The organism is Deinococcus sp. QL22 (assembly GCF_023370075.1).
Taxonomy (GTDB): Bacteria; Deinococcota; Deinococci; order Deinococcales; family Deinococcaceae; genus Deinococcus.
Window position 1 is genome coordinate 3,010,376 of the sequence record NZ_CP097149.1, and the last position, 12,382, is coordinate 3,022,757.

Here is a 12,382-nt window from a genome sequence, read left to right on the forward strand (position 1 = left end):
GATCAGCATGAGAGCGTACTGTCAGATGGGTGCAACCCTGCGCCAATACCGTTACAGTCGTGCAGATGCTCACCGCTGCTTTCCCTTGGATCACGCCTTCTTTGCTGCGTGCAGGTGCGTTCGGTACGCTCTACGGCGGCGCTCCGGGCGATCCTGCCACCGGCCTGACCGTGCCTGTGGAGTCGGCGGCAGAACTGGAAACCGTGTTGCGGGTACTAGAAGAAGCCAAGCTGGGAGCCACATTGCTGGTTCCGGTGGACTTGGCCCGCGTTGCCCCAGAATTGTTGCGGGCCGCCGTGCAAGCCGGACACGAGATCGCCGGAACTGGGCCTCCAATTGGAATAAGCAAGCTGGAAGCAGCGGCAGGTCAGCCCGTGACCGTGTGGGCGTTGGAAGGAGCGGCGCTGACCCGTAAGAATCTAGCGGCGCTGATGCACCATGGCGTGCGCCCTCTCCCCTTTCCGCAGGCGGCAGCGCAACCGGGTCAGACGGTGCGGGTACTTCCGGCAGAGTTGGCGGCGACTCTGACCGAACTGAAGACACTGGGCTACCGCCCCGCGCCTGTGCGGGCCATTCCCGGCCTGCGCTCCGCCAAGCCCCGTGACCTGCTGATCCACGTTTACAGCCGCACCGTAGAAGACCGCTTTGCCCGTGACCATCATGTGATTGACCTCGCCCAACGCGCCGACGCCGTGATGCGCGTGGCTCCGCGCTCCGAGGTGATGCCGCCGCTGCCCTTGCCGCCGCACACACCCACCGCCGAATTGCATCTGCACTCGCCGCGCATCGTGGGCATCAACGCCCGCAGTTCTCTGGCCGCCTACCGCGCCTACCAACGCAGCTTGAAAGACGTAGCGGCGGCCCTGCAAACCCGTCCGGAATTGCAAGGTGCTCAGGCCGTGTACGCCGTCACTCTGTTCCATAGTCCGCTGGAAAGGAACGGCTTTACCCTGCTGGACTTGCCGCCCCAGCAGGCGCGGTGGTTCGGCTTCGGCTTCCGCCTGTTGCGGGCGGTCTACGGCACGCCCAAACCGCCGAGCGAGGGGACGCCGAAAATGGCTTGGATGACGCGGGAAGCGTTTGTGGCGCGGCATGGGTAGAGTGTTAAGCTTCTCAGACCCAATATTTTTGTCCGCCGTATTCAATAAACTTCATCAAAAATTCGCTCAACCGATCAGCAACAATAGGCCACTCATTTCTGGCGTCAAGCGGCTGAAAAATACTGACTTGCCCGAATTTGTCCTTATCTAGGGAGACAAGCAGCTTCTCTTGATCGCCTAAAAACTCGCCAATGACTAACTTCAAAGCTGAAATTTCAGTTGGATATAAACTCTTGACAAGTTGGGTTTCAGACAAACACCATTCCAAATGATGAATGACTAAACCCCATTGACCATAGACGATATCCTCATGTATCGCCGTTCTGAACGAGATGCGCCACAAATCCAATAAATCCTGAGGGTCATTATATGTGCTTTGATCTTCCGCTCTTCTAGCGGTGAGAACGATAGATGATACATACTGTGTGTTATCTGTCCCAGAGGACACCCTCGGTAGGCTTAAAATCTTTTCAGTAACTGTTTTTTTATAGTGAGACTTCTCGACATTTCAGCATCTCCGATAATTCCAGGTGAAGAGCGGTTTTCCGCTCACCCCGGCAACGTAAACACCAGCGTCGTTCCCTGTCCCGGCACACTCTCCACGTCCAGTTCACCGCCTGCCAACGCCACCCGTTCTCGCAGACCAATCAAACCCAAATGTCCGGCCTGAGCGCGGGCCTGTGCCTGATCTTGAGTAAAACCTTGCCCATCGTCGGTGATGGCGACCCGCACCCCTTCGGGCGTGTACTGCACGCGAATGGCGGCACTCAGGGCGCGGGCGTGCTTATCTACGTTGTTCAGGGCCTCCTGAGCCAGCCGGAACACGGTCAGTTCGATGGTGGGCGGCAGTCGGCGGTCTTGCCCGGCCACCTCCAGGCGCGTATCGGTGACGGCCTGGGTCGCCAGCCATTCCAGCGCGGGTAGCAGGCCAAGGTCGTCCAGCACACTGGGGCGCAGGTTACGGGCAAAGCGGCGCACGCTTTCTATGGCGTTGTCGAGGTCAGCGCGGATGTCGTCTGCGCGGGCGCGTTGCTCGCCGGTCAGGTCGCGGGCCAGGCGGGCCACCCGGCGGGTCGTGGCAGTCAGCACCTGCGCGGTGTCGTCGTGCAGTTCGCGGCTGATGCGGCGGCGTTCTTCCTCCTGCGCCTGCGTAAACAGCGTCAGGTAGGTGCGGAGTTCGCTCTGACGGCTGGTGGCGGCCTCCAGCGCCTGCCCACGCCGGGTAATCTCGTCGGCCAGCGTCTGCAATTCGCTGAGGTCACGGGCTACCATCAGCACCGAGGGCGCGGCGGCGGGCTGTCCGGGCGTTCGCACGGCACTCAGACGCACTTCCAACCGAATGGGATGCCCACCCGGAAGATCGGTGCCGCCCACCTCTATTTCGGCGCGGCCCCCCACGGCACGCACGCGGGCAGCGTCCAGCGCGGCGTGCAGCGCGGGGCGAGTGGCGGGAGTTGCCAGCATCAGCAGCGGTTGCCCGGTCAGCGGCCCCAGATGTGGCCCCAGCAGCGCGGTACTGGCGGGGTTGGCATAGGTGATCACACCGCCCGCGTCGGCAGACAGGATCAGGTCGTGCGCCCCTTCTGCCAACTGACGGTAGCGGGCTTCCTCGCGGGCCAGGGCCGACAGCAGCCGCTCGCGGGTCAGCGTCAGGGCGATCTGGTCGGCCACCGAGCGGGCCAGTTGCAGCACCCGGTCGCTGGGCGGGTCGGTGCCGGGGTCGTCGGCGTACAGGAAGCCCAGCACATCGTCGCCACTCCGCAGGGGCACGATCAGGGCGCTGCGGGCCACCGGAAGCGCGTGCTTACGCGTCAGCGGGCGCGGCCCCCGGCCCAGTTGGGCATTCAGCCCGGCCAGATCAGCTTCGCTGGGCAAGTGCAGATTGAAGGCGGCGCAGCGGCTCACGCTTCCGGCTTCGTTGGTCAGGGCAATCAGGCCGCGTGTGGCATTCATTGCCAGCACCGACAGGCGCACCGCTTCGGTCAGGCCCGCGTCCGACTGGTCTTCGGCCAGCAGGCGGCCCACGTTCAGCAGCACGGCAGCCTCTCGCTCGCGGCGCAGTTCTTCTTCGTACAGGCGGGCGTTGGCTATGGCGAGGCTGGCCTGAGCCGCGAAGACTTCTGCCAGCGCCAGATCGTCGGCGTCCAGCGGCAACGGCTCGCGGAAATACAGCGTCAAGGCCCCGAAAATGCCCGCACCTGTTTGCAGCGGCAACCCCACCACGCCCCGGAACGGGTAGGCCCCCTGCGCCAGCAGTTGCCGGGTGTAGCGGCTGCCTCCGCCGAGGCCTCCCGTAATGGCGCCCTCGGTCTGGGGGTCGGCGTGGTCGCGCGGCAGGTCGCGGGCAGCCACCATTGCGCGGCGTTCCACCGCCCCGCCCGTCACGCCCGCCCCCACTTTGGCCCGCACCCGCAGCACGTATTCGCTGGGCAGGCCCACGGCGTTGCGGATGATCAGGGTTCGTCCGTCCGGCAGGAGTTCGGACACACCCGCAGCATCGGCGCGGAACAGGGTCACGGCCCGCTCCAGCAGTTGCGCCAGCGTATCGGCCAGATGCAGGCTGCCCGCCAATGCCGCGCCCGCCTCGCGCAGAGCCTCAGCAGCCTCACGTTTGCGGGTTTCTATGCCGTACAGGCGGGCATTGTCTATGGCAAGGCTGGCTTGCTCGGCCAGCGCCAGCACGAGGCGGGCGTCGTCGTCGGTGGCGCTGGCTCCTGGCGTGCGGCTATCTACATACAGCAGACCCAAGGGTCGCCCCCGCGCCGTCAGGGGTGCAATCACCGCTGCCACCGGGTTCAGTTCGGCCAGCCCAGCCGCCAGGGGCGTGCCCGCATCCCGCCCGCGCTCGAACCGGATGGCCTCGCCGCGCTGCACCAGCCGTTCAAAGCTGACCGGGCCGACGCCGATGCCGCCCGAGAACTCGCCCTCAAAGCCGTGCGTATAAATCTCTCCGGTGCGTGCGCCCGCTTCCCCAAATTCGCTGAACAGGCCCACGAAGGCCCGCCCGAAGCCGAGGGCCAACGCTGCGCTGCGGGCCGTGACCGTCAGCACTTCCGGCAAATCGAGGCTTCCGCCGAGGCTGCGAACCAGGCCTTCCACCGTTTCGGCCACCCGGCCCCGCCCCCGCCGGGCTTCCCGCGCCTGCACGCCCTCCAGCGCCAGTGCCAGCAGCGGCGCAAGCCCCAGCAGGCTGTCTACGCCCGCCGGATCAGCGCCCACGAATTCCAATACCCCCGCGCCAAAGGGCAGGCAGGCCAACATGCCTTCCTCCAGCACCTCGCCGCTCGCCAACGCCCGCGCCGCCAGGGTTCCGTCGCTGAGGGCCAGCCCGCGCCCTTCCTCGGCCACAGGCACCAGCGAACCGCCCGACACCGCCCACACCCGCACGCCGTGCGCCCGCACCGTGCGGCAGGCGTACTCGGCCAGCGCCGCGCCATAGGTCTGAACATCCAGCGCAGCACTGAGGCTGGGTGGAAAGGCAGGCAGAGGAAGTGCAGACGGCACAGCAGTCATGGTTGGGCATAGTTTAGGACGCATGACCAGTCAAGCCATCGTGCCTGAGTTGTACGTATCCGACTTGACGCGCAGTCTTGCCTTCTATGTCAGCGTGATCGGCTTTAGAGTGCGGTACGCCCGGCCAGAAGAACGCTTTGTGTATCTGGAATTGGACGGAGCCGAGCTGATGCTGGAACAACCTACCTTGTCCGAACGCACCTTTTTAGCGGGCGAATTGGTGTTCCCGTATGGCCGAGGCATGAATTTGTCTGTGCCTGTGCCGGATGCAGACGCCGTATATGGGCGGGTCAAGCAGGCCAACGCCTCCATTTTGCTGCCCCTAGAGGAACGCTGGTATCAGCAGAATTCCCAAGAAGTGGGGAACCGTCAATTCGTGGTGGCTGATCCTGACGGCTATCTGCTGCGCTTGGTGCAAAGCTTGGGCTACCGTCCCGCTTCAGACCGCAGGCCTTGAGTCCAGCCTGAACCCCTCCTGAGTGCGTCCTCATCTGTTCATGAGAAATGCGGGTTAGGATTTCTCATATGTTTGACCGAGATGACCATCATTTTCCCGTAAAACGCCTCCTGCTGCTGGGCGCACTGATCGGCGCAGGTGCTTATTACCTGAGCCGCGAACAGAACCGCAAGGCGCTGGATCAGAAGCTGGCCGATTTGGGCCTGAAAGACACCGTGCACGACATGGGCGACAGCGTGGCTAAGGGCTGGGAGAAGACCAAAGACGCTGCCCAGCACGCAGGCGACGTCATTGCCGACAAAGCCGGTGAAGTGAAGGACGCTGCCGCTGGTGGTGCAGACGCCGCCGCAGCCAAAGCCAAGGAAGTTGCAGGCGACGTGAAAGCCGCCGTGACCGGAGCCGCCGAAAAAGCTAAAGACGCTGCCTCTGACGTAGCTGCCGACGCCAAGGACAAGGCAGGAGACGTGAAGGCGGACGCCCAGAAAGAAGGCCAGAAGTTTGTAGACACGGCCAAGGACAAGGCGCAGGACGCGACCGTACAGGCTGGCAAAGCTGTAGACGCCGCCAAAGACAAGGCGCAGGACGTGGCCGCAAATGCTCAGAAGGCTGCCGACAACGCCCAGAACAAAGCCGCCGATGGAGCCGCCGACGCCAAAGCCAAAGCGAACGAAGTCAAGGCTGATGTGAAGGGTGCTGTTCAGGACGCTAAAAAGGGCTGAAGCTCGCGACTTGATCGGAATTCCTCTCTGCTCCTTAGGTGAGTGGAGGGGTTTTGTTTTGTGGGCTGGTAAGGGCGAAGGGCAATCGCTGCGCTCATTCACCCCCTCCCAACCTCCCCCCTCAAGGGGGAGGGGCTAAAATCAAGACACCCCAGATCGTCCCCGCCCACGTCAGTGTGAGACTGTCGTCCACGTAGTGGGCGGGCCAATTCCACCGTCAAGACGACTGGCAATGCCGCTTCAAGAGAAGGATTCAGCCGACTCGAAATGCGACAAGATCAATCCTCCTCAGCGGAGCGACAAACTCCCCTGACCCCTTTGGGGGCGGGGGCGGGGGGGTGGTGGAAACGTGGCAGCAACCCACAAAACCCGCCAAACAAAAACACCACACCGTAACCCCTGCCCCGCCACCTTTCGGCCAACTTCGCTACACTGCCCCCATGACGCGCCGGAACACTCCAGACAGCGGCACGCAAACGCTAGACCGCACGACGACGCAGCGCCCGCGCCTTTACCGGGTCTTGCTGATCAACGACGATTACACCCCGATGGACTTCGTGGTGATGGTGCTGGAACGCTATTTCCGCAAGGGTGAGCAGGAAGCGCAATTGGTCATGTTGGCCGTGCATCACAAGGGGCGCGGCGTGGCGGGCGTGTATACCCGCGAGGTGGCCGAAACGAAGGTGGCGCAGGTGACGGCCCACGCGCGGCAGGAAGGCTTTCCGCTGATGCTGGTGGCCGAGCCAGAGGGAGAAGACTAGTGATCGGAGATCATCTACAGATAACGATTGGCCGCGCCGCCGACTATGCGCGGGAAGCCGGACACGAATATGTGACGCTGGAGCACCTGCTGCTGGCCCTCACGCACGACCCCGAAGGTCGTGAGGCGCTACTGGCGTTGGGTGCAAATGTGGAGAGCTTGCGCGACAGGTTGCAACAAACACTGGACTCCTTCGAAGTACTTCCCACCGACGAGACTGACCCAGATGATGGCCCCGATTTTACGCTGGCGGTACACCGGGTGGTTCAGGGCGCGGTGCTGCAACTGCACGCCAGCGGCAAGGGCAAAGAAGCCGCCGATGGAGCGCGGGTGCTGGTGGAACTGCTGGAGGAAGAAGACTCGCCCGCCCGCGCCGCGCTGGAGGCTCAGGGGATTACGCGGCTGGATATGCTGGGCTACGTGTCGCACGGCACGGCCAAAGTCGCGGGCCGCAGCCGCGAACGCCTGACCGCTGGCATAGATGGCCCCGCGGAAACGTCCGCCGAGGACGCGCCCATAGACCCGCTGGAAGCCTTCACCACCGACCTGACCGCGCAGGCCCGCGCCGGAGAATTTGATCCGGTCATTGGCCGCGAAGCCGAATTGACGCGGGTGGTACATGTACTGGCGCGGCGTGGCAAGAACAATCCGGTGCTGGTGGGCGAACCTGGCGTGGGCAAAACGGCGCTGGCCGAGGGCTTGGCACAGAGAATCGCAGACGGCAAAGCTCCGGGATTCCTACGCACCGCGTCGGTATACGCGCTGGATCTGGGGGCGCTGCTGGCAGGAACGCGCTACCGGGGAGATTTCGAACAACGGTTGAAGGGCGTACTGGCCGCACTGGACGGCCAAAACGCGGTGCTGTTTGTAGACGAACTGCATACGGTGGTGGGGGCCGGAGCCACCGAGGGCGGCAGCATGGACGCCGCCAACCTACTGAAACCCGCTCTAGCACGCGGCAAACTGCGGCTGATGGGGGCTACCACGCCCGCCGAACTGCGTCACCTCGAAAAAGACCGGGCGCTATGGCGGCGCTTTCAACCTGTAGACGTGCCGGAGCCATCCGAGGCCGACGCCATCGCCATTTTGCGTGGTCTGGCTCCCAAGTACGCCGCGCATCACAAGGTGACGTATACGGAAGCCGCCCTGGACGCCGCCGTGCGCCTGAGTGCGCGTCATCTGCGCGACCGCTTTTTGCCTGATAAAGCCATAGACGTGATAGACGAGGCGGGTGCGGCCCGGTCTTCTGTCGGCACAGGTGGCGAGATTGCCGAGGCCGACATAGAGGCGACGGTGGCGCGAATGGCCCGTGTGCCCGTGGGTGCGGTGAAAGCCGAAGAAATCCAGTCGTTGGCGACGCTGGAAGCCGATCTGGGCAAACGGGTGCTGGGGCAAGGCGCTGCCGTGATTGCTGTTGCCAGCGCCGTCAAACTGGCTCGTGCTGGCCTGCGCGATCCGCAGAAGCCTCAAGCGGCGTTCCTGTTTGCTGGCCCCACCGGAGTCGGCAAAACCGAGCTGGCCCGCGCCCTCGCGGAGCGCCTCGGCGTGCATCTGGCCCGCTTCGACATGAGCGAGTATCAGGAAGCGCACACGGTGGCCCGCCTGATCGGTGCGCCTCCCGGCTATGTGGGCTTTGATCAGGGCGGCCTGCTGACCGATGCCGTCGCCAAGAACCCCAACGCGGTGGTGTTGCTGGACGAAATCGAGAAGGCTCACCCCGACATCTACAACCTGTTCCTGCAACTGATGGATCACGGCACGCTGACCGACCACACAGGCAAAAAGGTGGACGGGCGCGGCCTGCTGCTGATCTTTACGACCAATGCCGGAGCCGCCGACGCCAGCCGTCCGGGGCTGGGCTTCTCACAGGTGTCCCGCACGGGAGAGAGTGCCGAGGCCGTGAAACGCACGTTCAGCCCCGAATTCCGCAACCGCCTGGACGCCGTGCTGCACTTTTCGCCGCTGGCCCCCGAAATTATGGCGGGTGTGGTAGACAAGTTCCTGCGCGAGCTGACCGCGCAGTTGGCCGAGCGCAACGTGGCGATTACGGTTACGCCCGCTGCCCGCGCCCTCCTTGCCAAGCAGGGGTATGACCCGCAGATGGGCGCACGCCCGCTGGCCCGTGTGATCGAGCAAAAGCTGAAGCGCCCGCTGGCCGACGAACTGCTGTTCGGACGCCTGAAGGGAGGCGGCAGGGTCACGGTAGGGGCAAGTGGGGACGTGCTGACCTTCAAGTGAGGCTGAGCATGAACCCTTCCCCGCTGTTGCTGCGGCCTGCGCTTCTGCCATGATGCGCCCGTGACCTTGCCGCCCGCCGCGCCTCTTCCTGATCCCCAAGCTGTGTCTGTTCGGGGCCGACGCCCACGCGACTTGCCCACGCTGCGGCGCTGGCTGGCCGACCCGCAGGCGCAGTGGCGCGAGTGGGACGCGCCGTATTTTCACGCGGCCAGTACCAGCGCCGTCATGCAGGCTTACGTGGATCAGCTGGCGAGCCGTCCTCCAGACCCCGATGAGCGCGTGGTCGATGTGGGCGGCGTGTGCATCGGCATGGTCAACCGCTCCGAGGAGGCTCCAGCGGGGGGCGGCTGGTGGGATCTGGGCATTCTGGTGTACGACCCGGCCCACTGGGGGCGCGGCGTGGGCACGCGGGCGCTGGAGTTGTGGGTCACGGCCACCTTCGAGGAAACCAACGCCCATGTCGTCACTTTTACCACCTGGAGTGGCAACGAACGCATGATCCGGGCGGCTCTGCGACTGGGTTTCCGGGAAGCGGGGCGGGTGCGGGAAGCGCGTGTGGTACAGGGCCAACGATACGACAGCGTGCGGCTGGATATGCTCTGTGCTGATTGGGAGAGGGCCAACTGGGAAAGACATGAGCAGCAGACCTGAAAAAGTGCCGCTGAATCCCGCCGGATTCTTGGCGACCCAAGACCTGAAAGAACGCGGCTGGACGGCGGCCCTGATCGCCAAATTCTTGGGCACACACGACGCTACCCGCCCCAACGGGCTGAAAATGGGCCGCCGCAAACTGCCGCCGGTCAAGCTGTACACCGAGGCGAGGGTAGAAGAAGCCGAGCGCGACGAGAACTTTTTGATCGGTCAGGCCCGCGCCGCCGATGCCCGCGAACGCGCCGAAAAGGCCAAAGCCGCCCGCCAAGTGGCCCGCGCCGCGCTGTTGGAAGCCGCCGCCAGCAGCTACCGCCCCATCATTCACCCCGAACCGCTGAGAAAGGGCGCGGTGAAAAAAGCCCGCGAGCCGTACCTGCCCAAATTGGAAGAACTGCAAGCCCGCCTAGAAGCTGAGATCGGCAAGGTCAGCGCCGGGGACTCGGCTACACTGGCGGCCCTGCTGCGGGCAAGGTTGGATACCGCCTTGGCCGCCGCCTATGACTGGTACCCAGACCCCGCCGCCAAGAAAAAAGAGGCCGAGGTGGCGTCTAGAAAAGCCAAAGCGGGCAACGCCAAAGCGAGCGACTGGCGCAAGTGGGATTGGGACTGAATTTGGTCAGCCGTAGAGTGTGAACTGTAGGCCATCAACAGCGTTCCAGACACCATCTGAACCGTCATCCCAAAGGATTCAGCAGCACAAAAAACCAGTGGGCCGGAAGCCACAGCCCCGACCCACTGACCACCAACCGTCTACAGTTACTTCAGCAGTTCCAGCGCCTTTTTCACTTGGGCGTCACCCACGATGTCTACGCTGGCCTCACCCTGTACGGTGCTGCGGCTGGGGCGCTTAACTTCGCCCGTGTACGTGAATTTGCCTTCCTTGTCGGCGGTTACCGTGACTGGCTTTCCGGCCACCGTGATGGTCAGCTTGCTGCTTGCCGCGATGCCGCTGCCGCTGAAGTTCAGGGGCGTGACGTAGCGGGTGTCCTTCACCAGCACGTCAGGGGTGATGCCTTTCTTGTGAATCTCACGGCCACGCGGCGTCAGCCACGCGCTGTTCACGATGGCGACTTTGCCGCCGTCTACCGTGGTAATCGGAATCTGGGCCACGCCCTTCCCGAAGGTCTGCTCTCCGACGATAGTGGCTCGTTTTTCGTCCTGCAATGCTCCGCCCACCACTTCGCTGGCGCTGGCGCTGTTCTTGTTGACCAGCACGATCAGCTTGCCCGTGTAATCGCTGTTGCGCTTGGCGGCTTTGCCGTACACGGTGGTCTTGCCGCTGCGCTCGCGCAGGCTCACGATGTTGCCCGTTTGCAGGAACTGATCGGCCACATCTACGCCCGCACTCAGCAGGCCGCCGCCGTTGTCGCGCAAGTCGAGGATCAACTTGGTCACGTTCTTCTTCTTCATGTTGGCCACAGCCGCCCGGAACTGCTCGCTGGCCTTCTCGTTGTAAAAGGTGTTCAGGGCGATGTAACCCACGTTTCCGGGCAACATGGTTTCTTCAACACTCACGATCACGACGGGCTGGCGCTCCATTTTCACGTTGTAGGGCTTGCCGTCACGCGCAAACGTCACGTTCACGAAAGTGCCTTTGGTGCCGCGCACCAGGCGCACAATTTCGTCGAGTTTACTGGTCAGCACATCCTTGTCACCGATCTTGACGAACACATCGCCGATCTGGACGCCGTTGGCGGCCGCTGCACCGTTCTTGTACACGTTGTCGATCTTGCCGCCCGTGCCGTCGGCGTTGGCCGCAGTCAGGGTCACGCCGATGCCGTAAAACTCGCCGCTGAGGTTTTGCTGATCTACGGCGTTGTTGGCGGGTTCGCTGTAGTAGGTGAATTCATCGTTCAGACTGCCGAGTGCGCCGTTGATCGCGCCGCGTAGCAGCTTTTCTTGGTCTACGGGATACAGGTAATACTGATTCAGGTCGCCGATGACCTGAAGGAGCGTCTTGCCTGTGGCCGTTTTGGTGAGGTCAGATTGCGTATAGCCGCCCAGTTGCGCGTAGGCAACAGCGGCAGTGGCAGCGAGAGTTCCGGCCACGATGGTCAAGCGTTTTGCATTCACAGCGTCAGGATAGTGCGTGCGCGTGAAGGGCATTTGAGGCCGAAGTTACCAGCTGACCCGGCCTCATGAGGCTGACTTCATGGTTCAGTGAAGAGGCTGGGCTATGCTGCTGCGCGAGCATGACTTCATTCTTCCTTTTGACGCTGCCCAGCATCCTTGTTGCCGGGGAACGCCCATGATCGATTTCAAACACGTCACCCTCGAATATCCTGTTACGCGCACGCTGGCCCTCGACGACGTGAGCATGCATGTCGGCAAAGGCGAATTCGTGTATCTGGTCGGCCATTCCGGGGCCGGAAAGAGCAGTTTTATGAATCTGGTGCTGAAGCGGGCGCTGCCCAGCAAAGGTGAAGTGTGCGTGGCAGGCGAGCCGCTGGCGCGCTACCGGGGAGGCCGCACTGCCCTGCTACGCCGCCGCATGGGCACCGTATTTCAGGAAAATCTGTTGCTGCCCCACCTGAATGCCTACGACAATGTGGCGTTCGCCCTGCGTGTGACCGGAGTGGCGCAGCGGGAATGGCCTTCACGGGTCACGACGGCCCTCAGAACAGTAGGCTTGGAGCACAAAAAGTACGCGCTGCCTCTGCAACTGTCTCAGGGCGAGCAACAGCGGGTGGCGATTGCCCGCGCCATCGTGTCCGATCCGCCGCTCCTGTTGGCCGACGAACCGACCGGAAACCTCGACCCTGACAACAGCCGCGAAGTCTTGAAGGTGCTGCAGAATGTGAACCTGCGCGGCACGACGGTGGTGGTGGCGACCCACGCCCGCGACCTCGTGGAGACCTTCCGGCACCGCACGCTGACGCTGCGTAAAGGCAAACTGGTGCGCGACGACCCTTACGGCGGGTATGCCCTATGAGCCATTTGTATT

11 protein-coding genes are annotated in these 12,382 nt (G+C 63.4%); 8 read left to right on the top strand and 3 right to left on the bottom strand.

All coding sequences use genetic code 11. The features are described 5' to 3' along the window. Window positions 1–65 precede the first annotated feature (65 nt). Window positions 66–1,100 (top strand): Sectered polysaccharide deacetylase, encoded by a 1,035-nt coding sequence (locus M1R55_RS14965; RefSeq protein WP_249392519.1) that lies wholly within the window; start codon window positions 66–68, stop codon window positions 1,098–1,100. A gap of 13 nt (window positions 1,101–1,113) precedes the next feature. On the opposite strand, the gene M1R55_RS14970 is transcribed toward M1R55_RS14965, so the two are convergent. Together M1R55_RS14970 and M1R55_RS14975 are read right to left on the bottom strand one after the other, a co-directional pair. Further along, entirely contained in the window at window positions 1,114–1,548 is a 435-nt protein-coding gene (locus M1R55_RS14970) for a hypothetical protein (protein ID WP_249392520.1), read from the bottom strand. Window positions 1,549–1,649: 101 nt separating this feature from the next. Continuing rightward, window positions 1,650–4,613 (bottom strand): GAF domain-containing protein, encoded by a 2,964-nt coding sequence (locus M1R55_RS14975; protein WP_249392521.1) that lies wholly within the window; start codon window positions 4,611–4,613, stop codon window positions 1,650–1,652. Between the two features lie 22 nt (window positions 4,614–4,635). Between M1R55_RS14975 and M1R55_RS14980 the strand changes: the two genes are divergently transcribed. From M1R55_RS14980 to M1R55_RS15005, 6 genes are all read left to right on the top strand, one after another. Further along, window positions 4,636–5,070 (top strand): VOC family protein, encoded by a 435-nt coding sequence (locus M1R55_RS14980; protein ID WP_249392522.1) that lies wholly within the window; start codon window positions 4,636–4,638, stop codon window positions 5,068–5,070. Window positions 5,071–5,138: 68 nt separating this feature from the next. After that, window positions 5,139–5,789 (top strand): desiccation-associated late embryogenesis abundant protein, encoded by a 651-nt coding sequence (locus tag M1R55_RS14985; RefSeq protein WP_249392523.1) that lies wholly within the window; start codon window positions 5,139–5,141, stop codon window positions 5,787–5,789. Between the two features lie 440 nt (window positions 5,790–6,229). Further along, a complete protein-coding gene (clpS, locus tag M1R55_RS14990) occupies window positions 6,230–6,550 on the top strand; it encodes an ATP-dependent Clp protease adapter ClpS (protein WP_249392524.1) in 321 nt (106 codons plus the stop codon). Further along, the gene (locus tag M1R55_RS14995) at window positions 6,550–8,787 is read left to right on the top strand and encodes an AAA family ATPase (protein WP_249392525.1); all 2,238 of its coding nucleotides are present in this window, start codon (window positions 6,550–6,552) and stop codon (window positions 8,785–8,787) included. Before clpS ends, M1R55_RS14995 begins: the two co-directional genes overlap by 1 nt. 60 nt (window positions 8,788–8,847) lie before the next feature. Beyond that, window positions 8,848–9,438: a GNAT family N-acetyltransferase gene (locus tag M1R55_RS15000; RefSeq protein WP_249392526.1), complete on the top strand. Its 591-nt coding sequence runs from the start codon at window positions 8,848–8,850 to the stop codon at window positions 9,436–9,438. Continuing rightward, the gene (locus M1R55_RS15005; protein ID WP_249392527.1) at window positions 9,422–10,048 is read left to right on the top strand and encodes a hypothetical protein; all 627 of its coding nucleotides are present in this window, start codon (window positions 9,422–9,424) and stop codon (window positions 10,046–10,048) included. Before M1R55_RS15000 ends, M1R55_RS15005 begins: the two co-directional genes overlap by 17 nt. A 146-nt stretch (window positions 10,049–10,194) precedes the next feature. Here M1R55_RS15005 and M1R55_RS15010 read toward each other — a convergent pair whose 3' ends face one another. After that, window positions 10,195–11,511: a S41 family peptidase gene (locus tag M1R55_RS15010; RefSeq protein WP_249392528.1), complete on the bottom strand. Its 1,317-nt coding sequence runs from the start codon at window positions 11,509–11,511 to the stop codon at window positions 10,195–10,197. 175 nt (window positions 11,512–11,686) lie between these two features. Here M1R55_RS15010 and ftsE point away from each other — a divergent pair, with 175 nt between their 5' ends. After that, window positions 11,687–12,370, top strand: coding sequence for a cell division ATP-binding protein FtsE (gene ftsE, locus M1R55_RS15015; RefSeq protein WP_249394234.1), 684 nt, complete (start codon window positions 11,687–11,689; stop codon window positions 12,368–12,370). Window positions 12,371–12,382 lie beyond the last annotated feature (12 nt).